Annotated in this window: 21 protein-coding genes, 2 tRNA genes and 2 pseudogenes; 13 read left to right on the top strand and 12 right to left on the bottom strand. The window is 58.1% G+C overall.

Translation table 11 applies throughout. The features are described from left to right. The first annotated feature begins 1 nt into the window (after nt 1). The 5 genes from AC1EJZ_RS04050 to AC1EJZ_RS04030 all read left to right on the top strand — a co-directional run bounded on the left by AC1EJZ_RS04050 (nt 2) and on the right by AC1EJZ_RS04030 (nt 3,322). On the top strand, nt 2–1,282 hold the full coding sequence (locus AC1EJZ_RS04050; protein WP_092648481.1) for a glutamate-5-semialdehyde dehydrogenase: 1,281 nt from the start codon (nt 2–4) through the stop codon (nt 1,280–1,282). An 83-nt stretch (nt 1,283–1,365) separates the two neighbouring features. After that, the gene (gene nadD / locus AC1EJZ_RS04045; protein ID WP_227469192.1) at nt 1,366–1,998 is read left to right on the top strand and encodes a nicotinate-nucleotide adenylyltransferase; all 633 of its coding nucleotides are present in this window, start codon (nt 1,366–1,368) and stop codon (nt 1,996–1,998) included. A 51-nt stretch (nt 1,999–2,049) separates the two neighbouring features. Then, entirely contained in the window at nt 2,050–2,436 is a 387-nt protein-coding gene (rsfS, locus tag AC1EJZ_RS04040) for a ribosome silencing factor (protein WP_480293995.1), read from the top strand. 26 nt (nt 2,437–2,462) lie between these two features. Further along, on the top strand, nt 2,463–3,167 hold the full coding sequence (locus tag AC1EJZ_RS04035) for a histidine phosphatase family protein (protein ID WP_092648482.1): 705 nt from the start codon (nt 2,463–2,465) through the stop codon (nt 3,165–3,167). A 79-nt stretch (nt 3,168–3,246) separates the two neighbouring features. Further along, nucleotides 3,247–3,322, top strand: a tRNA-Ala gene (locus AC1EJZ_RS04030). A 158-nt stretch (nt 3,323–3,480) separates the two neighbouring features. Here the strand turns inward: AC1EJZ_RS04030 and AC1EJZ_RS04025 are convergent. After that, complete coding sequence (locus AC1EJZ_RS04025) at nt 3,481–4,944, bottom strand: recombinase family protein (RefSeq protein WP_257590409.1); 1,464 nt, start codon at nt 4,942–4,944, stop codon at nt 3,481–3,483. Nucleotides 4,945–4,963: 19 nt separating this feature from the next. On the opposite strand from AC1EJZ_RS04025, the gene AC1EJZ_RS04020 reads away from it, so the two are divergent. The 3 genes from AC1EJZ_RS04020 (at nt 4,964) to AC1EJZ_RS04010 (ending at nt 10,716) form a co-directional block, all read left to right on the top strand. Next, nucleotides 4,964–5,560, top strand: coding sequence for a DUF6363 domain-containing protein (locus AC1EJZ_RS04020; RefSeq protein ID WP_480293994.1), 597 nt, complete (start codon nt 4,964–4,966; stop codon nt 5,558–5,560). A 135-nt stretch (nt 5,561–5,695) separates the two neighbouring features. Next, the gene (locus AC1EJZ_RS04015; RefSeq protein ID WP_092648483.1) at nt 5,696–8,368 is read left to right on the top strand and encodes a YhgE/Pip domain-containing protein; all 2,673 of its coding nucleotides are present in this window, start codon (nt 5,696–5,698) and stop codon (nt 8,366–8,368) included. Continuing rightward, nucleotides 8,365–10,716, top strand: a complete 2,352-nt coding sequence (locus AC1EJZ_RS04010; RefSeq protein WP_480293993.1) for a YhgE/Pip domain-containing protein — start codon at nt 8,365–8,367, stop codon at nt 10,714–10,716. Before AC1EJZ_RS04015 ends, AC1EJZ_RS04010 begins: the two co-directional genes overlap by 4 nt. A 210-nt stretch (nt 10,717–10,926) precedes the next feature. Here AC1EJZ_RS04010 and AC1EJZ_RS04005 read toward each other — a convergent pair whose 3' ends face one another. Beyond that, nucleotides 10,927–11,964, bottom strand: a complete 1,038-nt coding sequence (locus AC1EJZ_RS04005; RefSeq protein ID WP_092648485.1) for a YhgE/Pip family protein — start codon at nt 11,962–11,964, stop codon at nt 10,927–10,929. A 17-nt stretch (nt 11,965–11,981) separates the two neighbouring features. Continuing rightward, a complete protein-coding gene (locus tag AC1EJZ_RS04000; protein ID WP_092648486.1) occupies nt 11,982–12,341 on the bottom strand; it encodes a hypothetical protein in 360 nt (119 codons plus the stop codon). Between the two features lie 106 nt (nt 12,342–12,447). Here AC1EJZ_RS04000 and AC1EJZ_RS03995 point away from each other — a divergent pair. Together AC1EJZ_RS03995 and AC1EJZ_RS03990 are read left to right on the top strand one after the other, a co-directional pair. Continuing rightward, nucleotides 12,448–12,549: pseudogene (locus AC1EJZ_RS03995) on the top strand (transposase-like zinc-binding domain-containing protein); the annotation flags it as partial. Nucleotides 12,550–12,582: 33 nt separating this feature from the next. Beyond that, nucleotides 12,583–13,044: a hypothetical protein gene (locus AC1EJZ_RS03990; RefSeq protein ID WP_480294105.1), complete on the top strand. Its 462-nt coding sequence runs from the start codon at nt 12,583–12,585 to the stop codon at nt 13,042–13,044. Here the strand turns inward: AC1EJZ_RS03990 and AC1EJZ_RS03985 are convergent. After that, a pseudogene (locus tag AC1EJZ_RS03985) lies at nt 13,013–13,231 on the bottom strand (integrase core domain-containing protein); the annotation flags it as partial. The gene AC1EJZ_RS03990 and the pseudogene AC1EJZ_RS03985 overlap by 32 nt on opposite strands. A gap of 235 nt (nt 13,232–13,466) precedes the next feature. On the opposite strand from AC1EJZ_RS03985, the gene AC1EJZ_RS03980 reads away from it, so the two are divergent. Beyond that, nucleotides 13,467–13,790: a hypothetical protein gene (locus AC1EJZ_RS03980; RefSeq protein WP_058236514.1), complete on the top strand. Its 324-nt coding sequence runs from the start codon at nt 13,467–13,469 to the stop codon at nt 13,788–13,790. A gap of 229 nt (nt 13,791–14,019) precedes the next feature. Here the strand turns inward: AC1EJZ_RS03980 and AC1EJZ_RS03975 are convergent, their stop codons facing one another. From AC1EJZ_RS03975 to AC1EJZ_RS03950, 6 genes are all read right to left on the bottom strand, one after another. Beyond that, nucleotides 14,020–14,700, bottom strand: a complete 681-nt coding sequence (locus AC1EJZ_RS03975) for a response regulator (protein ID WP_092648488.1) — start codon at nt 14,698–14,700, stop codon at nt 14,020–14,022. Continuing rightward, nucleotides 14,697–17,261 (bottom strand): DUF4118 domain-containing protein, encoded by a 2,565-nt coding sequence (locus AC1EJZ_RS03970; protein WP_480293992.1) that lies wholly within the window; start codon nt 17,259–17,261, stop codon nt 14,697–14,699. Before AC1EJZ_RS03970 ends, AC1EJZ_RS03975 begins: the two co-directional genes overlap by 4 nt. After that, nucleotides 17,203–17,850: a potassium-transporting ATPase subunit C gene (locus AC1EJZ_RS03965; protein WP_480293991.1), complete on the bottom strand. Its 648-nt coding sequence runs from the start codon at nt 17,848–17,850 to the stop codon at nt 17,203–17,205. Before AC1EJZ_RS03965 ends, AC1EJZ_RS03970 begins: the two co-directional genes overlap by 59 nt. Before the next feature lie 92 nt (nt 17,851–17,942). Continuing rightward, nucleotides 17,943–20,030 (bottom strand): potassium-transporting ATPase subunit KdpB, encoded by a 2,088-nt coding sequence (gene kdpB, locus AC1EJZ_RS03960; protein WP_480293990.1) that lies wholly within the window; start codon nt 20,028–20,030, stop codon nt 17,943–17,945. Continuing rightward, nucleotides 20,030–21,664: a potassium-transporting ATPase subunit KdpA gene (gene kdpA / locus AC1EJZ_RS03955; RefSeq protein WP_058236519.1), complete on the bottom strand. Its 1,635-nt coding sequence runs from the start codon at nt 21,662–21,664 to the stop codon at nt 20,030–20,032. Before kdpA ends, kdpB begins: the two co-directional genes overlap by 1 nt. A 2-nt stretch (nt 21,665–21,666) precedes the next feature. Beyond that, nucleotides 21,667–21,792: a potassium-transporting ATPase subunit F gene (locus AC1EJZ_RS03950; protein ID WP_082628504.1), complete on the bottom strand. Its 126-nt coding sequence runs from the start codon at nt 21,790–21,792 to the stop codon at nt 21,667–21,669. Between the two features lie 348 nt (nt 21,793–22,140). Between AC1EJZ_RS03950 and AC1EJZ_RS03945 the strand changes: the two genes are divergently transcribed. Beyond that, nucleotides 22,141–22,216, top strand: a tRNA-Lys gene (locus AC1EJZ_RS03945). A 72-nt stretch (nt 22,217–22,288) separates the two neighbouring features. After that, nucleotides 22,289–22,411 carry a hypothetical protein gene (locus AC1EJZ_RS03940; protein WP_257590411.1) on the top strand — a complete coding sequence of 41 codons (123 nt, stop codon included), beginning with the start codon at nt 22,289–22,291 and terminating at the stop codon, nt 22,409–22,411. Nucleotides 22,412–22,453: 42 nt separating this feature from the next. Here AC1EJZ_RS03940 and AC1EJZ_RS03935 read toward each other — a convergent pair whose 3' ends face one another. Then, a complete protein-coding gene (locus tag AC1EJZ_RS03935; RefSeq protein WP_480293989.1) occupies nt 22,454–22,876 on the bottom strand; it encodes an integrase core domain-containing protein in 423 nt (140 codons plus the stop codon). Nucleotides 22,877–22,992: 116 nt separating this feature from the next. After that, nucleotides 22,993–23,415 carry a helix-turn-helix domain-containing protein gene (locus AC1EJZ_RS03930; RefSeq protein WP_092648490.1) on the bottom strand — a complete coding sequence of 141 codons (423 nt, stop codon included), beginning with the start codon at nt 23,413–23,415 and terminating at the stop codon, nt 22,993–22,995. Between the last annotated feature and the right edge of the window lie 213 nt (nt 23,416–23,628).

Below are 23,628 nucleotides of genomic sequence, written 5' to 3'. Positions count from 1 at the left end.
TATGACTGAACGTTTAGCTGACATTTCGCAGGTACTGGAAGCAGCCAGGAGCGCCTCGCGCATCTTGTCCACCGTGACGACGCAGCAGAAGAATCGCGCCCTGGGAGCGGTGGCTGCAGCAATCGAGGATCGCAGTGATGAGATCCTCCAGGCTAACGCTGAGGACGTCGCCAGAGCTCAGGCCGAAGGCATGGATGAGGGGTTGGTCGACCGTCTTGCATTGAATGCGCAGCGTCTGGCCGGCATTGCGGACGCGGTGCGCGAGGTGGCATCACTGGCTGACCCGGTGGGAACGATTGTGCGCGGCGCAATGACGGAGACAGGGTTGCGGATCCGCCAGGTACGAGTCCCGATGGGCGTGGTCGGCATGATCTATGAAGCTCGCCCAAATGTCACGATTGACGCCGCCAGCCTGGCGCTCAAATCAGGCAACGCGATTGTGCTGCGCGGTGGCAGCGCGGCTGAGGCGTCGAACAAGGTCATTATCGAGGTCATGCGTGATGCGTTGACGTCGGTGGATCTGCCGCCAGATACGGTCCAGAGCGTTGACCAGTGGGGCAGAGCCGGTGCACGCGCCTTGATGCATGCGCGCGGAGGAATTGATGTACTGATCCCGCGTGGTGGTGCCGGACTGATTCGCACCGTGGTGGAAGAGGCACGCGTCCCCGTCATTGAGACGGGCACGGGCAATTGCCATGTCTACGTCCATGAAGATGCCGATCTGGCTCAGGCGGAGAAAATCATCCTCAACTCGAAGGCTCAGCGCGTGGGTGTGTGCAATGCGGCCGAAACATTGCTGGTGCACCGCGCGGTCGCTGAAAAGTTCCTGGCCAGTGCCTTGTTGCGCCTGACGACTGCGGGCGTGCGCATCCACGGCGATGCACAGACGCTGCAGTACGCATCCGACCCATCGATTGACTCGGCGATGCTGGAGGAAGCAACAGAGGAGGACTGGGCGCGCGAGTACTTGTCGATGGATCTGGCCGTGCGCGTGGTGGATGATCTGGATCAGGCGATCGAGCACATCAGAACGTATTCGACCGGACATACTGAGGCCATCTGCACGCGTTCGCTGGCTGCGGCGAACCGTTTTAGTCGTGAGGTGGATGCTGCGGCGATCGCCGTGAACGCGTCGACTCGTTTCACTGATGGCGGCCAGCTGGGACTGGGCGCTGAGATCGGGATCTCCACGCAGAAACTTCACGCCCGCGGCCCGATGGGCCTGGAGGAGCTGACCAGCACGATGTGGATTATCGAGGGTGATGGGCATATCCGTTCATGACATGTGACCGGAATGCGTCTGCGCAGCCGTGGCTTGGGCTAGTGTGAACTCACCGGTCTGGGATTTACTTAAAGGGGATCTTTGTGACACAGCGACGACGCGTAGGTATCATGGGCGGAACATTCGACCCAATTCACCACGGCCACCTCGTGGCAGCTTCTGAAGTGATGAGCGAATTCGACCTCGATGAGGTGATCTTCGTGCCGACCGCCGTTCAGCCCTTCAAGAAGGGGCGGCGCGTCACTCCGGCTGAGCATCGCTATCTGATGACGGTGATCGCTACAGCTTCGAACCCGCGTTTCGGAGTGTCCCGCGTGGACATTGATCGTGGAAAGATCACGTACACAATCGATACCCTCACTGATCTGAAGAACCAGGATCCGGATGCGGATTATTACTTCATCACCGGTGCGGACGCCCTCGAACGTATTGCTGAGTGGCGGGATTCCGACAAGCTCTTTGAGATGGCTCAGTTCGTCGGCGTGACGCGACCTGGACATGAGCTGAAGAAGCCGTTGACGCCGCATTCGAATATTCGCCTGCTTGAGGTGCCCGCTATGGCGATCTCGTCGACTGACTGCCGTAATCGCGTGAACCAGGGCAAGCCTGTGTGGTATCTGGTGCCTGACGGCGTGGTGCAGTACATCGCGAAGTATGGGCTGTATCGGGATACATCTGCGCCACAAACTGGGATTGATGACCCATACGAGCAGTAGTCGTGGCACACTGGAGGTGTCAGGGGAGTTCACCAACAGTAGGGAGTGTTTGTGACAGTCAGCAGTCACACAAGCCAACTTATCGCCGTTGCGGCTCAGGCCGCGTCTGACAAACTTGCCTCCGACATGAAAATGATTGACGTGCGCGCACGTATGCCGCTGTCCGAAGCCTTTATGATCTGTTCGGCTTCATCTGCACGCCAGGTCAGTGCCATTGCAGAGAACATCATGGATGAGCTGGCAGCTCAGCTGGATCTTTACCCCGAGCGCATTGAGGGACGCACCGAGGGGCACTGGGTTCTGATTGACTACGCGGATGTTGTGATCCACGTCCTGACCGATGAGGATCGCGAGTATTACGCATTGGAGTCCTTGTGGGCTGACCAGCCGATTACTGAGCTTGACGCGGACCGGGACTTGGAAGCGCTCGGCGCGTAAGGGCGTCGGATTCAAGGAACTGTGCCATGTCACCTGCCCGTATCGTGTGTATGCGTCACGGACAGACGGACCACAATGTGGCTCGGCGTTTCCAGGGCATGTCCGATGTGCCGTTGAATGAGTATGGTCGCGAGCAGGCCAGGCGTGCAGCCGGTGTGCTTGCTCAGCGCGTGACCAGTGCGCCTGCCAGTGTCGGTATTTCAGCGTCCGCTGCTGGGGCGGCTGTGCGCGTGCGTGTGGCGAGCTCACCGTTGAAGCGAGCGGCTGAAACTGCCCAGATCGTCGCGGCGGCGCTGCGTCAGCGTGGGACGACGGTTGACGGTGTTCATGCTGATAAGCGCTTCATCGAGCGTTCGTATGGACGTTTTGAGGGTGCGACGATTGAGCAGATCCGTTCTTTAATGCCGGTGTTTTTCGACCAGTGGTCCGCTACCGGTGAGTCTGCGGGTGCGGGTATCGAGCCGTCCGGCGAGGTGGGGGAGCGTTTTGCTGCAGGCGTTGCCGACGTGTCGCAGGGCATGGACGAGGGGGACGTGCTGATTGTCGTGGCGCACGGGTCGGCGATCTCCCGCGGGGTGACAACACTGCTCGGTCTGGATGCGGGTTCTTTCCGCGGTTTGCGGGGCTTGGATAATTGCCACTGGTCGGAGGTTGTTCCCGATCGCAAGCACGGTGGCTGGCAGCTGGCTGCGCACAATGTGGGGTGGAGCGAGCAGGCAATCGGGGCGTGATCACCTGCACATCGTGTGAATTGTGCGATGGCGTCCTGATTCGCTATAGTGAACAGGTCGCCTTTGGTGACACCCATTTGGGGCTATGGCGCAGTTGGTAGCGCGCTTCCATGGCATGGAAGAGGTCAGGGGTTCGAATCCCCTTAGCTCCACCACGAGCACACTGAATTGATACAGTTGCGCAAAACTAGGGTTTTGCGCAAAGGTGCGCGCAAAATTTGAAAACGCGCGCAAAATCTAAAAGTCCTGCTCGCAGGCATAAAAATAGGGCTGACTACCTGAGTGGTGGTCAGCCCTTTTGTTTTGCGTGGCTCTAATAGCTGTCTGCTGGGATTTTTATTTTGGTGCCGTCAGCAAAGATTACGCTCGCCTTGCCCGATGGTGTGATCTGGATGTGCTGGCAAAGAGCACGCAGGGTTGCTCGATCAAAGTCTTGGCTGAGGGTGGCGTTTTGGATGGTTTTCTTAAACCTGGTGAGTTTGGCTTTGATACCGTGGCGGCGCTCAATTTCTACCTGAGTTGTTTCGTAGGCGGTAATGGCTTCACGTTGGCGGGCTTTGAGCTGGGTGAAGCGCTCTTGGTAGTCGTCTTGATTTTGGGAGTGATGAGCGTTGCGGGTGATGGCTTGGTTGATGAGCCTGGTAGTTACCTCGATTTCACTTGCTTGCTGTAAGGCTTGTTCTTCTAAATCGGTGGTGTCTGATGTGGTGGTAATCAGGTAGTCCCAGTCGATGAGTTGCTGGCTTTTGATGAGCTTGGCGAGTGTTGTTTGGAAGATTGTCTGCAACTGACTATCGCGTAGTACGGGCATTTTCTTTGGGTGAGGAACTGCGAATTTCTGGTTGCATTGCCAGACGATAGTCCGATATTTATCAGTGGAATGCCAGGTCTTACTGCCGTAGGCTGCGCCGCAGTGAGCGCAGTAGACCATACCGGTGAAGGCACGCTCGCGCCGGCCTTGGTTCGTGTTTTTTGCTAGCTCGTAGCGCACGAGTTCCCAGGTTTCAGGATCGATGATGGCTGGGCGAGATCCGGTCACGTAATATTGTGGGACTTCACCTTCGTTGGTTTTGCGCTGCTTGGTGAGGAAATCTACGGTGAAACGCTTTTGCAAGAGTGCATCGCCTTTGTATTTCTCGTTGGTGAGGATGGAGTGGATGGTGGTGTGGCTCCATTTTGCCCGCCGCATCGGTGTGGGAATCCCATCCGCTTCCAATGATGTCGCTATTTGGGGGATGCTCATGCCTTCGAGGTATTGGCGGTAGATGCGGCGCACGATTTGGGCTTGCTCAGGGTTGATTACGGGCTTGCCGTCTGGGCCGCGATTGTATCCGAGGAAGTTACCGTAGGGCATATAAACTTTACCGTCTTGGAAACGCTTCCTGTGACCCCACGTGACGTTCTCGGAGATAGATCTGGATTCTTCTTGGGCAAGGCTCGACATGATGGTGATGAGTAGTTCGCCTTTGGAGTCGAGTGTCCAGATGTTTTCTTTCTCGAAAAACACCTCCACACCCTTATCCTTCAATTTCCTCACGGTTGTCAAAGAATCGACGGTATTACGGGCGAAACGGCTCACGGACTTGGTGACGATCATGTCGATGCGACCAGCTAAGGCGTCGGCGATCATGCGGTTGAATCCCTCGCGGTGTTTCGTGGAAGTGCCAGAGATTCCTTCATCGGTGTAGATGTCGACGTATTGCCAGCCGTCGTGATTTTTGATGTAGTGCTCGTAATAATCCACCTGCGCGCTAAAAGGTAGGGGGATTTTCGACACTTACCACATTTACTACGACATGACCGAGCCTGGGGGGATGCTCGAGCTGGACTATGCGCGTTTCGTAGCAAATCCAGCCGAATGGCGGATAGGTGTATATAACGCGCAGCGCGGAGAAGAAATATATTTTTCACAGATTCAGGTGGATTCGGAGCAAAAACTAACCCACGTATGCAAGGCTTCGGGATCCATGCCTATAGCTACACCAGTCACTTATATTGCAGGTGAGGCGTACATGGACGGAGCAATAGGACGCTCTGGCGGAATTCCTTTGGACGTGGCGCAGGCAGATGGTTACGAAAAGTTCTTGGTTCTATTGACCCGACCGCGGGAATACGTGAAAGAAAATCGCCTACCTGATTTGGCGTACCGCTGCTTGCTAGCGCGGTACCCGCAGGCAGCTCAGAGTCTTATTGAACGCCCTATAAATTACAACCGAACCCGAGCCGAACTAGACCGTTTGGAGTCCGAGGGAAAGGCTTATGTGTTTTATCCGCAGCATATGGGGGTGGCGAATTTTGAAGATAATCCCGAGAAACTGGAAGAAAGCTTCGCCGCCGGATACGAACAGATGCGAGGGGAACTCCCAAAGGTCAAAGAGTTCTTAGGGATGTAATTAGAGCGGGTCTGCCTGACCTAAATCCCGCGATGAACGCGTAAAACTTTCGCAAACTAGGATTCCTCCGCGTGGGATTTTGAATGGGATATAGAGCGAAATTGCAGAATCTGAACACAAGGTTATTATGGCAGGGTGAAAGATAGCTGCCGGGTGTTTGCTCGTGACGTAAAGCGGATTTTTGCGGTTCCGCGATCCCTGATTATGGTCATCGGTATCTTGGTCACCCCAGCCCTGTACACTTGGCTGAATATTTTGGCCTTTTGGAACCCCTACAACGCGACGGAAAACCTACCCATAGCGGTAGTGAACAACGATGTGGGAACGGAATCCGCACTAACTGGTCAGCTAAATGTTGGCAACCTGGTAGTCGACAAATTGTCAGAGAATAAGCAGCTGGGCTGGCAGTTTACTGATCAAGCCACAGCCAATCACAAAATCAGAACCGGGGAAGTTTATGCGACTTTTGTCATCCCTAAGACCTTTAGTAAAGATTTAGTTGATATTTTCAGCGGCCAGCTCCATCAGCCGACCATCGAATACAACGTGAATGAAAAGAAAGGCGCCATTGCCCCCAAAATTACCGGTGCGGGAGCAAATGAACTCGATATTCAAATCACCTCAACTTTCCGGGGCAAGGTAGGCGAGGCCATTGCGCAAGCTTTGCGCGACGGTGCCCTAGAGATCGACGCAAATATTGCTGGTGCTGAGGGCAGTGCTTTAGATGCCTTGAGCGGTATTAACCGGGATCTGGTCGATGCGCAAGGCACCTTGGATTCCGCCAGTGCGTCTGTGACGGGTTCCTTACAGACTATGAAAAAAGTCCGGGCTACGCTGGCTGCAGCTGACCCGGCATTGGCTGATGTTTCCGCGGCTTTAAGTGATGCGCAAGGAATTTTAGGGACGGTCGTCTCTGATGCTTCCGAGTTTGCTGCTCAGGCGGGACAAGCCAGTATTAACGCCCAAAAAGCACTCAATGAATCCTCGGCGGCGGCGGATTCGGCGGTCTCCAATGCGACAAATAAACTTACCGAAATAGACTCGCAGCTGCAATCCGGAATTAAAAGAGCGAATACCTCGATAGAGAAAATGCGTGAGCAGATTGCGATTTTAGAAAGATTCCCGCAGACACAAGAGCTCGCTGCAGAGTTGAAATCTCAGCTGAACGAGATGCAGGATTTGCTCGACAAGGTCGGGAAAACCGGGGCGGATGCCACCAAGGCTAGCAAGGATTTGCAGGCACTGATGAAATCCTTTAATCAGGCTCTGACGGACGCGCAACACGGCGCCACTGGTCTGCGGGAAGAGTCCACTCGAACCGCATCTCAGTTAAACTCCCAGGTAACGCAGCTGTCGGCGCAGCTGGGAGCCATCAACTCCGCGGTGAGTACCGCGCGGATTTCCCTTAAAGAAATTTCTACGCTTACCCGCGGAATCGATGACCAGATTGGGGACACCCAAAAGGTGCTTGATCAGGTGCAGGACGACCTGAACCTGCTGTCCAATACGGCTAGCGGGGCGCAAAACGATGTGGCGACTCTGGCTACCGCGCTTCGGACGGGAACTTTGAAAACAGTCATTGGGCTCGATCCGACCAATATCGGACGCTACTTAACCTCACCAGTAAAATTCGACCAGAAGCCCCTCTTTCCCATCAACTCATATGGTTCGGGAATGGCGGCTATGTTCCTCAATCTGTCCCTGTGGATTGGTGCGCTCATCCTGGTCATAATTTTCCGGGTAGAAGTCGATAAAGAAGGCTTTGACTGGTTGAGTTTGCGCTCGGCTTATCTGGGGCGCTTCATGCTCTCCGGGGTGCTGTCCATAGGGCAGGGGTTAATTGTCAGCGTAGGCAGTTTGCTGCTGGGAGTGAAAGCCGCCAACGCTCCCGCTTTCATTGCTACCTCTATGCTGATCGGCCCGTGTTATTTGGCAATTATCTATGCTTTAGCAGCCGCGTTCAGTCACGTGGGACGAGCCCTGGCAATCTTGCTGGTGGTGTTGCAGATTCCCGGTGCCTCGGGCATTTATCCGATCGAGCTCATGCCCAGATTCTTCCGCCAGCTTTCCCCGATGCTCCCGTTTTCTTACGGCATCAACGCGATCCGAGAGACTATCGGCGGGTTCTATCACGGGCGATTCTGGCATGTTATGGCGGTTCTATTGCTCATGAGCGTCACCATGTTCCTTCTAGGGTTTGTGGGGAGGCGTCGTTTCGGTTACTTCACCCAGCTGTTCTACGATGATTTGGCTCGCACTGAACTGGTCGTGAATGAAGACGTTCAGCTACAAAGTCGGGGTTACCGCTTGAGTAACATCATTGCGCTGCTGGCGAACCGAAAAGAATTTTCCACCCGTATCCGGCGACGTCAAGAAGAGTTCAATGCCCGCTATCCCGCTTTGATTAAGGGACTGAGTAGCGTGGGGATTTTGGTACTGGTTGTGCTCGGGATGATTTCCTGGCTCACCTCCGCCAGTAAACCCGTGCTCCTGGGATTAGTAGCGGTTTGGGGAGTGGCCATCATGGGGACTCTGGTTGGCGTAGTTGTACTAAAGAGCTCAATCGAACGAGCCGAGGGACTGTCGCATCTGACGGAAGATGAACTTTTCGAGAGCCTAGCTCGCCAGCGAGACGCGCATGCTATCAAAACCGCAAATCGGTCGGAGAACCTGAGCAGCGAACATTACCGCAGTCGCAGTAAACGTCGCCTCATTGGCGCGTCTGTGCGGGTAGACGCTGCGGATGATAGTTCTGAGCAGTCGGCTGGCGAATCCGATGCCTCCGCAACCAGCGAGGAGACGCGATGAACGAAGTACTTTTCATCATCCGAGACGATTTCCGTCAGATTCGCAGCAGCATTATGGTTCGGATTTCCCTGGTCCTGTTGATTGTCGTGCCCATGTTCTTCACCTGGTTCAACGTGTTGGCTACTTGGGATCCCTTCTCAAATTCGGGACAGCTGAAGATTGCTGTGGCTAACACCGACGACGGTTACACCAGCAAGATACTGAACGTCAAAGTAAATGTGGGAGACACGGTACTTAAGGAACTGGCAGTAAACGACCAGTTTGATTGGGTAATAACCAGTAAAGATCAGGCTTTGGAGGGTGCACGCTCGGGGGAATATTACGCGACAATTGTGTTACCGGCGGATTTTTCAAAGTCCATGTTTACCTTCTATGCCGGCGGAGCAGCCCCGGCAAATATCACGCTGCACACCAATGAAAAGAAGAACCCGCTCTCAGCCAATCTCACCACGCAAGGCGCCCAGGGAGTCACCGCGCAGATCAACACGGTGTTTTCGCAAACCTTGGCAGAAGCCACCGTGGCTATCGCTGAGGACGTGTCCTCTTATCTAGAGCATGCTGATACTCAGGCAGCTCTGGATCGGCTGAGCAACCACCTCCAAACCCTCTCTGCAGAACTGAATTCCGGGGCGAACACCGTTAGTTCTCTGTCTACCTTGATAGGTTCGGCGGTGCCACTCGCCACCGGAGCAAAACAGCTGGCTGCAGGGGTGCAGGATTCCTTTGAGGAGGCTGTTGACTCCACATTTGATTCCGGGAAAAAAGGTGCCGGCGGAACAACCAATCCCCTCGCATCCGTATCCTCTGGGCTCGACGATGCTGTGAGACTGGCAGAAGGCAATATCTCCGATCTGCAAAAGCAGTTAGACGAGTTGCTGAATTCGGCCAATAGCACCAGCCAGAGCAGTGCGGACACAGTCGAACAGCTGAAAACTTTGTTGGATAAACAAATCGCTGGCTTCCAACAAACACGGGACGCACTCGAGCAGGCACTGGGACCGGACGGGGCGGATTTAGAAGGGAAGGATCCAGCCGTTGACCGATTGCTGTCCGAGCTGGACGCGGCGATAGCTCGCCAACAAACCTTGTCCGAGCGACTGGGCAGTATTGCATCTGACCTACGCAGGGGAGTAACCCTCGATTCTGACCTGAGAGAGAAAGCCCGCCAAGCCATAGCAGACGCGCAACAGGCTATTGCCACCGCTCGATCCAATTTTGAGAAAAACTTACAGCCAAGAATTGAGAGCCTGCGTAAGAACCTGGATTCTGCCGGGAAAAATGTGAAGATTTTCCGCTCCTATCTGCAGGCGGTGCAAACCGATCTGTCGGAAAGTGCGGGCGGGATGATAGCGAGTATGCGTCGGGCTCAAAATAGCCTGGACAATACCGCGACAAAGATGCGTGAGGGAGCCCGCCGCTTGGATCAGGCTCGGGAACAGATTTCGTCTGCCCAGTCGCAAGGGGACTTGAAAAAAATCGTCACCACGTTAGGAGCTGACCCCAAAGATTTTGCCCGACTAATTTCGTCCCCGATAGCGGTAAAACGCAATGCGGTGTTCCCAGTCGCCACCTTTGGGGTGGGGATGACTCCGCTTTTCACCGTTATCGCTCTATGGGTGGGGGCGCTCCTGGCGGGGGTTTTCCTGCGCACTGATGTTTCTGAGAATGTGGCTAAACGCTATCTGGCCAGCAGGGGAGTCCGGAAAGATCCTGATGCAGTCGCCGGTGCGGATGCGAATGCAGAGGAATTGTCCCGGTCGGAAGGGGCGGAAACGAAGGCAAGTGAAACCGCACCTACTCCCGATGCGAAAACAGCCGCGAAAGCCGCAGAAAAAAAGTCTATATTTACCGGGGCGCAAGAATATCTGGGGCGTTACTTTATGTTCTGGGTAATTGGGATGGCACAATCCACATTGCTGATGGTCGGGCTGATTGTGTTTGTGGAGATTGAACCAGCCCATCCCTTCCTGCTGATTTTGGCAGGCTGGGTTATTTCCACCGTCTTTACCGTTATCGTTTATACGCTGGTGGTGGCACTGGCTAATGCGGGTAAAGCCTTAGCAGTGTTGTTACTGGTGCTACAGATTTCTGCCGCTGGTGGAGCTTATCCGTTGGAACTATTGCCGCAATGGTTCCAAAACATCAGTCCCTGGCTGCCCGCCACCTATGCGATTAATTTGATGCGTTCAGCTATCGCCGGGATTTATGCAGGGGATTTTGCCTATAACCTGGTGATGATCCTGGTGTTTGTGATTCCGAACTTAGTGCTCGGTCTGGTATTACGGCATACGATTGCCGGGCGGATCCACGATATTGCCAAAGAGGTCGAAAAAACGAAAGTCATGTAGCCAGGCGCACACCGGGCACCTCCCACTCCGTCCAGCACGGGAATAAGTTTTTCCTCCTGCCCAAAATCCGAAAAAGACAGCGTCTTTTTCGGATTTAACGCCCGCCTAGCCGACTCGGATAAAACTTATTCCCGTGCATAATGGTGGGGTGGGCAAGTTTTACAGGAACCGATCTTTTGTCCCGCTTAATACCTACGCTCCCCGGCACAATCAGCTAGGCAGGTTTTCTTTGGCTTGGCGGGTGCTTTGGTCAAAGTCCTCAACGTTATTGGCAGAGTTTGCCCCCAAGGGCGAAGACACCGAAGGAACCTTCTTAAAAGTCAGTGCCGGATCATAGGGCATGGGGCGCTGACCTTTGCGGCGTGCCGCTGAAATAAGAGTTGCCACCCAGGACAGTAGCGTCCAGATTGCCAATACCACTAGCGCCTTACCTAAGTGCAGTTCTCCGCCCGCAATCGCCGCGCGAATAGTGCGCGCCACATGGGTCATGGGGAGCAGTGGGCTGAGGAACTGGAAGAACCTAGGGGCGGTTTCTACCGGGAAGGTAGCTCCGGTAGAGGTGATTTGCAGGCAGAGCAGGATTACCGAAGGGGCGCGTCCTCGATATCCGAGGGCGGCTACGCAAGCCTGGTTCACTGCCAGGTATCCGATAGAAGCCAGTACCGCTATCAAGATTAAGGCCCCGAAGTTTTGGGCATCTAGCTTTAGGAACAGTTGCAGCCCAGTTGCTACAGTAACTGCTTGCAGAGCGCCAAAGAGCGCCCCGATAGCCATAGACCGGAAACCACATCTCCAGAAGCTCTCTTCGGGGTGACGCCGCAAATCCAGGGCGGGGAAAATCAAGAAGATAGCAATCCCGCCGATCCACAAACATAGCGCCATGAAGAAGGGGGCGAATCCGGCACCGTTATCGTGAACCGGATTTTGGCGTACCGATTTCACGTCCGTGACCCCACTAGCGGCCTTCGAAACTTTTTTCGCCTGTCCCTTATCTACAGTGGGAACCTGCTCAGCGCCATCACGTAGTCCATCTTCTAGGCTGGAAGCACCGGTGGTTAACTTGTCGATTCCTCCCGCTAACTGTTTTCCACCCTCGGAGGCTTTGCCCGCACCCTGGGAAAGCGAATCAAGGCCGCCGCTGAGAGCATTAGCCCCCGTGCGTAACTGTCCGGAATTTTTATCTAGGGTAGAGGCTCCGGCAGAAAGTTTCTGAACCCCCCGTTGCGCCTGGTCTAATCCGTTCGCCAAGGCATAAGTGCCATCTCTTAGAGTCGGTTTTTGCTTTCCGGTCGAGCCTGTGGGGTAAGGGCGGTTTGCCGGCTAAGTTCCTTAACTCCTTGATCTGCTGCGTTCAGCTTCGCCTTCATTTCTTGTGGATCAGCCTGGGAAAGTTTGTCCGCGATCGCCAGCAGGCCTTGACCCTTGGTGATATTTTCGGACAGCTGCTGCAGGGTGATGCCCTGTTTGTTCGCTAGTTCAGTAAGCAACTGGCACTGGTGGAATGACGGAAGTGTCGCCGGGGGCACCTGGGCGCATTTGTCCGCTGCTTGTTTAAGTTCGTTCAACAATTGGTTGATTTTGGCGGTATCGATGTCGGCTTGCGAAAGTGGGGTAAAAAGATCCACCAAGTCATTCCCGGGTTAATACCTGAATTGTGTGTATAAATTCGTTATTTTTTTGGGGTTTGATCAAGGGTTATGACGGTTTGAATATGCTTTGAGAGCATATTGTGTGAAGAGTGCTTGTAATCGACCGGTTTGTGGTGTATGCGGACAAAGGCTTGTAAAGAACGGTAAGACTAGCTCTAGGCGAACTAGGTGGCGTTGCCTGGCCTGCGGGTCCTCGGCAGTTAAATCACGTCCTGATATGAGCGCTAGAGCCCAAGCAGACCTGTTTATAAAATGGCTGCTAGAAGGCTATTCGGTTAGCCAACTCGGGGTAGCTAAAACCTCTTTTGCCACTAAATGCGCCTGGTGTTGGCAAGTCGAGGTGCCCAAGCCATCGGTCACTGGCGAGGTCTACGATCAGGTGCTACTTGATGGAATCTATCTTGCCTACGGCTGGTGTCTAATCACCGCTACCAACGGGGAAAAGATTATCGCTTGGCAGTGGTGCCAACGGGAAAACTCTGCCGCCTACCAAGCATTAATGAACCGGCTACCAGCCCCGACGGTAGTGGTAACCGATGGCGGGGTAGGCATCATCAAAGCACTACGTTTGACCTGGCCTGAAAGTCACATCCAACGCTGTCTTTTGGGTCTGCTGAGGGTCTGGTTGACAGTTTTCCTTCTGATTTTTAGGCCGCAAGGGATGCGGCTGATTCCATGATTGTTTCGTATTCGATTGGTGTCAATTTACCCAGTGCTCGTTGCCGTCTTTTCCTGTGATATGTCCGTTCAATCCAGTGAGTGATCGCGGCAGATAATTCACGGCGCCTGTTCCAAGAGCCACGATCAAGAACGTTCTTTTGTACAAGAGCGAAGAAAGATTCCATCGCAGCGTTATCCCCACACGCTCACCGCCTCTGGACAGGTCACCAACCCCGGACTGCTCGACGCGGTACCGATCATCACGATCAAAGGCACCGGGGCGATGACACTGACGGTCAACGCCGCCACCTACCGCGTCCAGTCACCGGCAGGGCAGATACCTTGGACTCGGCACAAAATCAACTTCAACAGCTCATTCAGGGGTACGTGCACCAGATTCTGCAGTCTACTCGTGAGGTGCCTAAGGTCTATCCAAAGGTGATGCGGATCGAGGACCACAGCCTGCCGATCGGAGAAACGATCCACGATCAGGTTGAGGGCCGCGCCGATTTCGTGGTGCGCCGCACCTATGGTGGCTGGTTCAAGTCCCTAATGGAGTCTGAATCATTCGACTCTTACAGCGGAAAGTACGTGTTGGCGAAGCTCCTGAACACCTCCTCAAGCATTGTGTGGTGGCATCGCCTGCACCCACACGCAGGTGCATTCGTCTACTACAACCCGAAGGATCGCTACTTCCCGGACTTCGTTGCCCTTGACACCGATGGTGTCCACTGGATCATCGAGGGTAAATCCGAGAAGGGATGAGAAGACGCGGTTGTGCAAGCAAAAGCGCAAGGCTGCGGAATCGCTCGTCCGTCGATTGGTCGCCGAGGATGCCTTCGAAGGCCAGCGATGGGGCTATCTCATCGCGTATGAAGATGACATTGCTGATTCCGATTCGTGGGAAGACCTCAAGACTCGGAGCCAGCCTGTGAGCAACGCTTTATAGCGCGATGTGTGCGCGACTGGTCGCGAGCTACTCACCGCGTTGACGCTAGCTGCCAAGCACGAAGCGGTGGCCGAGGCCCGGCTCGGTGAGGAAGTAGCGCGGGGCGGAGGAATCCTCCTCGAGTTTCTGGCGGATCTGCGACATGTAGACGCGCACGTAGCCGGCCCCGTTCGTGTATTCGGGGCCCCACACGTTCTCGAGCAGTTCGTCCTTGCGCACGAGCTGATTGGGGTGGTTCACGAGGTAGCTCACGATGCCCCACTCGTGCGGGGTTAGGCGCACGGGCGTGCCGTTGACGGTCGCGGTTTTTGCGGCGAGGTCGATCGTGAGGCGACCGTCGGTGGTGGTCACGACGGGGGAGGGGGAGCCCGACGTTCGCCGCCTGAGGTTGGCGCGCAAACGCGCAAGGAGCTCCCCGAGCGCGAAGGGCTTGGTCACGTAGTCGTCGGCGCCGCGATCGAGCGCCTCGATCTTCGTGTAGGTTTCGTGGCGGGCGGTCACGACGATGATCGGGACGTCTGACCAGCCGCGGATCCCGTCGATGACGTCGAGGCCGCTCATGTGCGGCAGGCCGAGGTCGAGGAGGACGGCCTCGATCGGGTTGTCGGCGACCATGACGAGCGCCTCCTCCCCGGTCGTTGCCGTGAGCACCTGGTATTTGCGGGCCGTGAGGTTAACGGTCATGGCCCTGGCCAGTGCCGGATCGTCCTCGACGATGAGAATCATGACGCGCTCCCAACGGTGGTGGTCTCGTGTGCGGGGGTGGGCACACTGTCGGTGGTGGCTGGGGTGATCGTGAGCGGCAGTGACAACACCATTGTGAGCCCACCTCCTGGAGTATCGTCGGCGGTGAGCGTGCCGCCCACGCCTTCCGCGAGCCCGCGCGCAACCGCGGCGCCGAGGCCAAGCCCGTGGCTGTTCGTCGTGTCACCGAAGCGCGTGAAGGGCGTGAACAGGCGCGCCTTGCTCTCCTCGGTGAGGCCGGGTCCGTAATCGATCACGCGAATGAGGATACGCTCGTCATCCTGTGTCGCGTCGATCGTGACCCCCGAGTCGGTGTGTTTGGCGGCGTTGCTGATGAGGTTCTCGAGCACGCGTTCCATGAGCGCCGCATCCGTCGTGATTGCCGGCAGTTCGCGCGGGACGCGCTCGTCGAGCGAAGGCGGCACGAGGGAGGGGTCCATGTGGCGGAGGGTTTGGGCAACCAGTTCGGCGGGTCCGATGGTGACTGCCTTAACCTTGAGCTTATTCGTGTGGATGCGCGACATATCCAGGAGGTCCGCGACGATCCGATCCAGCCTGTCCGAGGACGATTCGATCGTGCGCAGAAGCTCCACCTGTGCGTCGCGGGGAAGATCAACGTCGTCGAGGAGGAGACCGGAGACGGCCGTTTTAATCGTCGCGAGCGGGGTGCGCAAGTCGTGCGAGACGGCCGTCAAAAGCGCCGTACGCACGGAGTTCGCGGCCTCGAGCTGCCGGGCCTGCGTGCGGGTCCGGTTGAGCTGCTCCTGGGTCATGAGGCTCACGAGCCGGCCCGAATAGGCTTCGAGGAGTTGCTGCTCACTCGACGTGAGCGGGCGGCCAACGAGGGCGAGAACGTGCTGGTCGTCGAGCGAAAAGGCTTCGTCGGCGAGCGTGACCGATTCGATCCGGATGCCCACTTCGTACTCGGGCACGAGCGTCGTGCCCTCGACGGTGGCGAGGGCGACGCCATCCTGGCCGAACGTTGTGGCGATCTGCTCGAGGATCTCCTGAATGCCGATCCCGTCGCGGATCACGGAGCGGGCAAGCTCCGTCATGAGCTGCGCGTGCCGGCGCGCCTCCTGGGACTCGCGCTGGCGGCTCACAGCGCCGTCGACGACCTGGGCGACGAGGACCGCGACGAGCACGAACACGATGAGCAGGAAGATGTTCTTCGGTTCCGTGATGGACAGCGTGTGCGTGGGCGCGGTGAAAAACCAGTTGAGCAATAGCGCGCCGCCGATGGCCGTCGCGAGAGCCGGCCACAGGCCACCCACGAGGGCGACGACGACGGACGCGAGCACGAAGCTCATAATCGCCGTGGGCAGGTGCGCCGTGGGATCGCCGAGCGCGAGGTTCGCGAGGGTGACGACGATCGTGAGAATGGTCGCGAGTACCCAGCCTGTCGCGAGCCGCGCGGGGGAGAGGCTCGTGGACGGCGCAGGAGCCGACCAGTGCGTGGCGGGCGGGTCTACGGCGACGATGTGCACGTCGATGTCGCCGGCACCGTCGATAATCGTGGCGCTCGTGGACCGCATGAGCAGCCGCTGCGCGAAGCCCTGACGCGAAGCTCCCACAACGAGCTGGCTCGCGTTCACGGTCGTGGCGAAATCGAGGAGCGTGCGCGGGACGTCATCGCCCGAAAGCACGTGCCACGAGCCGCCGAGAGATTCGGTGAGGGAACGCGCTTCGCTCATCTGTTCGGGCGACATGCGCGGCGGGCCATCCGCCGCGAGGACGTGAACGACGAGGAGCTCGCGGCCGGCGATCCGCCCGGCGATGCGGCGGCCACGGCGAATGAGGGCGGCAGTCTTCTGGCCGCCGCCCACGGCCACGAGGATCCTCTCGCGCGCCGCCCACGGCTCCTTGATGCCTTCCTCGCTGCGGTACTTCTCGAGACCATCGTCGACCTGATCGGCGAGCCACAAAAGCGCGAGCTCGCGAAGCGCCGTGAGGTTCCCCTTGCGGAAAAACTTGCTGAGCGCCGCATCCACGGTCGCGGGCCCGTACACCTGCCCCTGCCGCAGCCGCACGCGCAGCGCATCGGGGCTCAGGTCGATCAGCTCGACCTCCTCCGCTTCGCGCAGGACCGGATCGGGAATCGTCTCGTTTTGCACGTGGCCCGTAATGTTCGTGACTACGTCGTTGAGGGACTCGAGGTGCTGAATGTTCACGGTTGAGATGACGTTGATGCCCGCATCGAGCAAACGGTGCACATCCTGCCAGCGCTTCGCCGTCGTATCCTCGCCGTGCACGGTATGAGCGAGCTCGTCCACGAGAACGACGTCGGGCTTACGCTCGATAATCGCCGGAACATCAAGCTCGTCATACGTCGAGCCGCGATAGCTCACCCGCCGAGGCGGAATCACCGGCAGCCCCTCAAGCCTCGCGGCGGTCCCCGAACGCCCGTGGGTTTCAACGACGCCCACGACGACGTCCTCCCCGCCCTTCAGGCGGTCGTGGGCCTCCTCGAGCATCGCGCAGGTCTTACCTACGCCGGGGGCAGCCCCCAGATACACCTTGAGTACACCGCGCACCGTGTTCATGTCGGTCCTTCGCCGCAAGCAGGTCGAGGTTCAGGTCATTGACGTTGACGACCTCTTCACCTGCAAAGCCGAGGGTTCGCCCCTGGGTGTGCTTCTTGACGAGCTGTTCAACAGCTGACCGCGAAAGCCCCGAGTTCTTCGCCACTCGTTCGATCTGGATGAGAGCATACTCCGGGCTGATGTGCGGGTCGAGACCGGAACTACTCGCGGTCACCGCATCCGCGGGGACAACGGCCTCATCAACGCCGTTCTCGCGGGCGATAAGGGCGCGCTGCTCAGCGATCTGCGCGGTGATCTCCTCGCCGACAGGGCTCAAGTTCGAGCCGCCCGAAGCCAAACCGTCGTAGTCGTCCGCCGACATCCGGGGGTGGAACAGGGCGGGATCCTTCGACGTGTCCTGAGCGATCAGGGACGACCCGACGGTGCGGCCATCGAGGCTCATCATGGAACCGTCGGCATTGTGAGCGAACGCCCGGCCAGCGCCCCACACGGCCGCTGGATAAAACAGGCCAAGCACAACGAGAAGGGCAAGAAGAATGCGCGTGGAGCGCCACATGGCGGAGACGATGCCCGAGAGTGTCGAGTTCATGAGTTTTCCAATCGAGAGAAAAACGACAGTGGTGGTGGGGCCGAGCCGGAGAGGTCACGAGAAGCGGTGCCCTCGCGGCTCGGCCCTCATGGTTAGAGCCCGGGAATGATGCTCACGACGAGGTCGATGAGCTTGATCCCGATGAACGGAACGATGAATCCGCCCAGGCCATAGATGAGCAGGTTGCGGCCGAGGAGCTGGTTTGCAGAACCCGGCCGATACTTCACGCCCTTGAGCGCGAGAGGAATGAGCACAACGATGATGAGCGCGTTGAAGATCACGGCCGAGAGGATCGCCGACTCGGGTGAACTCAGGCGCATGACGTTGAGCAGATCGAGGCCGGGGAACACGCTCACGAACATCGCGGGAACGATCGCGAAATACTTCGCGACGTCATTCGCGATCGAGAACGTCGTGAGAGCACCGCGCGTGATGAGAAGCTGCTTGCCGATCTCGACAATCTCGATGAGCTTGGTCGGATCCGAATCGAGATCGACCATGTTGCTCGCTTCCTTCGCGGCCTGCGTGCCCGTATTCATGGCCACGCCGACGTCGGCCTGCGCAAGCGCCGGAGCGTCATTCGTGCCGTCACCCGTCATCGCGACCATGTTGCCGCCGCGCTGCTCACTGCGGATCAGCGCGATCTTATCCTCGGGCTTTGCACCCGCGAGATAGTCGTCAACACCGGCCTCTTTCGCGATCGCACGCGCCGTCAGCTCGTTGTCGCCCGTAATCATGACGGTGCGAATGCCCATCTTGCGAAGGTGCGCGAAGCGCTCCGTCATGCCTTCCTTGATGACATCCTTGAGGTGCAGGCTGCCGAGCACGCGGCGGGCCCCGGCCTTCTCTTCGGCCACGACGAGGGCCGTGCCACCGTCGGAAGAAATCTCCCGCACAGTCTCGTTGACATCCTCCGTGACGGTTCCGCGCTTCGCGGTGACCCACTTGAGGATCTCGGAAGCCGCGCCCTTGACGATGCAGTGCTCGGGAGTGCGCTGCACGCCGCTCATGCGCGTTTCCGCGCTGAACGGGATGAACTCAGCGTTTCGATACTCGTTTTCGGGAATCGGGCCAACGCCCATGGTCGTCGTCGCGAACTCCACGATCGAACGACCCTCGGGGGTCTCGTCCGCGAGAGAGGACAATAGCGCGCCGTAGGCAATCTCGTCCTCGCTCACGCCCTGGGCGGGAATGAACGCGCTCGCCTGGCGATCACCCACCGTGATCGTGCCGGTCTTGTCCAACAGCAGAGTTGTCACGTCGCCAGCGGCCTCGACCGCACGGCCCGACGTCGCCATGATGTTGCGGCGCATGAGCCTATCCATGCCGGCGATACCGATCGCCGAAAGGAGCGCGCCGATCGTCGTGGGGATAAGACACACGAGCAGGGCGATGAGAACCTCGATCGGTTGCTTCGCGCCCGCGTAATCGGCCATGGGAACGAGCGTTGCGACGACGAACAAGAAGATGAGCGTGAGCACCGAAAGGAACGCCGAAAGAGCGATCTCGTTCGGGGTCTTCTGCCGCTGCGCGCCCTCGACGAGGTCGATCATGCGGTCCACGAACGTGTTGCCCGGCTCCGAGGTTATGCGCACCTCGATCTCGTCCGAAAGGACGCGCGTGCCGCCCGTGACCGCCGAACGGTCGCCGCCGCTTTCGCGGATCACGGGAGCAGATTCGCCCGTAATCGCAGACTCATCGACCGTCGCGGCACCCTTGACGACGTCGCCATCGCCCGGGATCGTCTCGCCCGCACACACCACGACGATGTCACCGGGGCGAAGACCCGCGGCGCAAACCTCCTCGATGCTTCCATCCTCGCGGCGCACGCGGCCCACGGCCGCTGTCTTCGCGGAACGGAGCGCATCGGCCTGCGCCTTACCTCGACCCTCAGCCACAGCCTCGGCGAGGTTCGCGAACACGACCGTGAGGAACAGCCAGATCGCGAGCGAGAACACGAACACGCTCGGCTTGAAAAAGCCCACGATGATCGTGATGAGCGCGCCCATCTCGACGATAAACATGACGGGCGTGCGCACCATGTGCGCGGGGTTCAACTTGCGCAGCGCCTGTGGGAGCGCCTTGGCAAGAGCGCGCGGCGTGAAGCCTGATCCGGAATTCGCGGTCTTCTCCTCGTGAGGCTGCGAAGAAACGCGGTCGGTCACCTGTACCTGAGTCATTACATGAGTCCTTCAGCAAGTGGTCCAAGAGCGAGCGTCGGAAGGAAAGACAGGCCGGTCACGATGAGCGCGATGCCGGTCATGACGCCTGCAAAGAGAGGTGTGTGAGTGCGCAGGGTGCCGCGGTTGGTCGCGACAACCTTCTTGGAGGCGAGCTTGCCCGCGAGCGCCACCACGAACAGCATCGGCAGGAAGCGGCCAAGCAGCATGGCGAGGCCCAGCGCCACGTTGAAGAACGGCGTGTTCGCATTGAGGCCCGCGAAGGCGGAACCATTGTTGTTGGACGCCGACGTGAACGCGTAAAGCACCTCGCTGAAGCCGTGGGGGCCGCCGTTGGCGAGCGACGCCGCCGTCGACGGCAGGGCGATGGCGACTGCCGATCCCACGAGCACGAGCACGGGCACGACGAGGATGTACAGGCTCAAAAGCTTGACCTCGGTCGGGCCGATGCGTTTACCCATGTAGACCGGCGTGCGGCCCACCATGAGCCCGCTGATGAACACGCTCATGATCGCGATGACGAGCATCCCGTACAGGCCGGAACCGACGCCGCCCGGCGCAATTTCACCGAGAAGCATGTTGAAGATCAACACGCCGCCGGAAATCGGCTCGTAGGAGGAGTGCATCGAGTCCACGGCGCCCGTTGAGGTGAGCGTCGTCGCGGTCGCAAACAGGCTCGAACCGACGATCCCGAAGCGCGCCTCCTTGCCCTCCATCGCGGCGAGATGATCGCCCGCGAAGTGAAGCTGGAGGGAGGTCGTGGCGGCGAGCGAACCGATCGCGAGAACAGCCATCGCGCCGAGAACAGCCCAGCCCTGACGCTTGTCGCCCACCATGATTCCGTAGGTGCGGGGGAGGGCGAACGGGATAAGCAGGATCAGGAAGATCTCGATGAGATTTGTGAGGCCGTTCGGATTCTCGAACGGGTGCGCGGAGTTCGCGTTGAAGAAACCGCCACCGTTCGTGCCGAGCTCCTTGATCGCTTCCTGGCTCGCGACGGGCCCGCCGGGAATGATCTGTGTTCCACCGGTGAGGGTGTGCACGTGCTGGGCGGCGTTGAAGTTCTGGATGGCGCCGCCGGCGATCAGAAGGATCGCGCCGATGAACGCGATCGGCAAAAGGATGCGGAAGTTACAGCGCACGAGGTCAACCCAGAAGTTACCGAGCTTATCCGTGCCGTGGCGGGCAATACCGCGGATGATCACGATAGCCACGCAGATTCCGACGGCGGCCGAAATGAAGTTCTGGAACGACATGCCCAGCATCTGCGTGAGATGGGACATCGTCGTTTCACCGCCGTACGACTGCCAGTTCGTGTTGGTCACGAACGAGGTTGCCGTGTTCCACGCCTGCGTCTCTTCGACGGGGCCGAGGCCGTGCGCCATGGGCAGCCACTGCTGAACGCGCTGCAGGATGTAGAGGCCGAGCACACTCAGGAGGGAGACGGCGAGAATGTTGCGAAGGTAAATTCGCCACGAGTGCTCTCGGTCTGTTCGGATCCCCGCGAAGCGGTACACGAGCCGCTCCGGCCACAGGTGGCGCTCAGAGGTAAAGGTGCGCGCCATGTACGCGCCGAGCGGTCGATGCACCGCGACGAGTGCCGCGATGAGAACGAGGATTTGAATGAACGCCATGACTACCCGAACCTTTCCGGTCGAATGAGTGCATAGGTCACGTACACGATTGCGGCTGCGCAGATGAGCAGCCAGGCGATATCGAGGATGGTCACAGCAGGCTCACCGCCGATGCGAGGCCCAGGCATCCTCCGAAGAATACGGTCGTCAATACGACAAACACAATGTCGAGCACGGTATGGCTCCTGAATGATGCTGCCGGAAACCCTCCGGCGTGGCGGATCCGCAACCGGGGTACCCGGCGTGCGAAGTCGCTCGGTTGAGCGGCACTGCTATTGAACGTCGAGGTCGCCCGGGCCCGAATGAAAACTGACGCGTTCTTGACGCGGCGCCGATTTTTCCTGACACATTCTTGACACCGCCTGGTCAGGGGTCACATTTTTTGCCTGTTTCTCGCCGCGCGCGTGCGTGAGGTGTGCCCCGTGAACTTGGAGGCGGGGCGTGGGGCCGCTATGCTGCTGTAGTTGGAGTAACAGGGGCCTTTAGCTCAGTTGGCAGAGCATCGGACTTTTAATCTGTGGGTTGGGGGTTCGATTCCCCCTGGGCCTACCACTGTGATGTGTCGGGACATTGTTGACAGTTTGTTGGCGGTGTCCCGGTCTTTTTGTGTGTGGGGTCGATGGTGTGTTCGGCGATGATTTCTCCGATGGTGCGGTCGATGGTGATGGTGTCGTTGCCTGCTATGAGGATGAGGACTGGGTGGTGTGCGTAGGGTCTGCCGATGCCGAGGCGGAGGAGTTTTCCTGAGTGGCGCATGGTGACTTTGCCTGCGATGGCGACACTGTCGTGTCATATTCGCCAGATCCTCTCGAATAGCTCGGTGGTGGGGTGTGCGGGTGGTGTGGTTGTGTACACGGTGTGTGGGGTGCGCCTGTTGAAGACTCTGTGGGGGCGTTCGTAGTTGTAGATGCGGGTGAATGTGTCGAGTTGGTTGTGCAGGCTGGTGATGGTTGGGGCTGGTGGTTGGGCGGCGAGCCATTTTTCGAGCGTGTAGTGGTAGCGTTCGATTTTTCCTTGTGTGGTGGGATGGCCGAGGAGCCCGTTTTTCTGAATGATGCACAGGTCGTGAAGGAGTTGTTCAAACGCGTTGCGTTGGCGGTTTTGGGCGCGTGCTCCGCGCGCGTGGCGCGTGCTGTAGACCATGGCGTTGTCGGTCAGTGTGGAGCGCGGGTACCCGTAGGTGCGCGTCGTGGTGGTAAAGGTTTCCACCACGATGGGGCCAGTGATGCGCGGGTGTGCGCTTGCGTGCAGGAGGAACGTGAGTGGTCATCAAGCCAGGAGATGATCTCGACTTGCTCGGTTTGAGTGTGCCAGTGCGTGAAGTCGGATTACCACATTTCATTAGGTGCTGCGGCTTCGAATCGTTTCCATGCTGATCGTGGTTTCTTGTGGGGTTGAGGCACAACGCAGTTGTGCTTTTTGAGGATTCTCCAGATCGTGCTCACGCTGGGGCGTTCGTGTTCGTCAAGACGCGCCCATATGCTTTCAGCCCCGCCATCAAGAACTTGCTCGATCAGCGTGGCGCGTAACCGCAGCACGTGATCCACCACGTGGGGTGGGCATTGGTGGGGGTGATGGTGGGGTCTGCATGAGCGGGACTGCAGGCCTGTCAGGCCGTCTTGTTGGTAACGCTGGATCAGGGTGTAGACCCATTGGCGTGAGATGCCGAAACGCTTCACGGCCTCGCTGATGTTCATGCCTGCTTCGATAACGCTGGAGACGATTACTTCGTTTTTGTTTGTTTCAATCATGTGTCAACGATGACGTGACACACCTGTCAACGATGACCCGACACATCGCCCCCACACCGTGTCAACTATGACGTGACACACCTGTCAACTATGTATTGAAACCAGACAAGCGGCCAAGGCGCACTGTGTTTTGTTGGTTGAATCCGACTGGGAGGGCGACTCAGAGAACGAGACTCTGAAATATTGGAGCCAATTTGACGGCCAGCGCGTGAT

It is taken from the genome of Pauljensenia sp. C0170B5 (assembly GCF_056590195.1).
The sequence above is the reverse complement of the archived record's forward strand: the minus strand, read 5'-3'. Positions and strand labels throughout refer to the sequence as shown.

Excerpts from the sequence above, each read along its gene's own strand:
- kdpB (WP_480293990.1), bottom strand. The coding sequence starts at position 20,030 with ATGACTCAGGTACAGGTGACCGACCGCGTTTCTTCGCAGCCTCACGAG.
- AC1EJZ_RS03970 (WP_480293992.1), bottom strand. The coding sequence starts at position 17,261 with ATGAACACGGTGCGCGGTGTACTCAAGGTGTATCTGGGGGCTGCCCCC.
- AC1EJZ_RS03930 (WP_092648490.1), bottom strand. The coding sequence starts at position 23,415 with ATGATTGAAACAAACAAAAACGAAGTAATCGTCTCCAGCGTTATCGAA.
- AC1EJZ_RS04020 (WP_480293994.1), top strand. The coding sequence starts at position 4,964 with ATGACCGAGCCTGGGGGGATGCTCGAGCTGGACTATGCGCGTTTCGTA.
- AC1EJZ_RS04010 (WP_480293993.1), top strand. The coding sequence starts at position 8,365 with ATGAACGAAGTACTTTTCATCATCCGAGACGATTTCCGTCAGATTCGC.
- AC1EJZ_RS04035 (WP_092648482.1), top strand. The coding sequence starts at position 2,463 with ATGTCACCTGCCCGTATCGTGTGTATGCGTCACGGACAGACGGACCAC.
- kdpA (WP_058236519.1), bottom strand. The coding sequence starts at position 21,664 with ATGGCGTTCATTCAAATCCTCGTTCTCATCGCGGCACTCGTCGCGGTG.
- AC1EJZ_RS03980 (WP_058236514.1), top strand. The coding sequence starts at position 13,467 with ATGCGGATCGAGGACCACAGCCTGCCGATCGGAGAAACGATCCACGAT.
- AC1EJZ_RS03975 (WP_092648488.1), bottom strand. The coding sequence starts at position 14,700 with ATGATTCTCATCGTCGAGGACGATCCGGCACTGGCCAGGGCCATGACC.
- AC1EJZ_RS03965 (WP_480293991.1), bottom strand. The coding sequence starts at position 17,850 with ATGAACTCGACACTCTCGGGCATCGTCTCCGCCATGTGGCGCTCCACG.
- AC1EJZ_RS03950 (WP_082628504.1), bottom strand. The coding sequence starts at position 21,792 with ATGCCTGGGCCTCGCATCGGCGGTGAGCCTGCTGTGACCATCCTCGAT.
- AC1EJZ_RS03990 (WP_480294105.1), top strand. The coding sequence starts at position 12,583 with ATGAGCGCTAGAGCCCAAGCAGACCTGTTTATAAAATGGCTGCTAGAA.
- AC1EJZ_RS04050 (WP_092648481.1), top strand. The coding sequence starts at position 2 with ATGACTGAACGTTTAGCTGACATTTCGCAGGTACTGGAAGCAGCCAGG.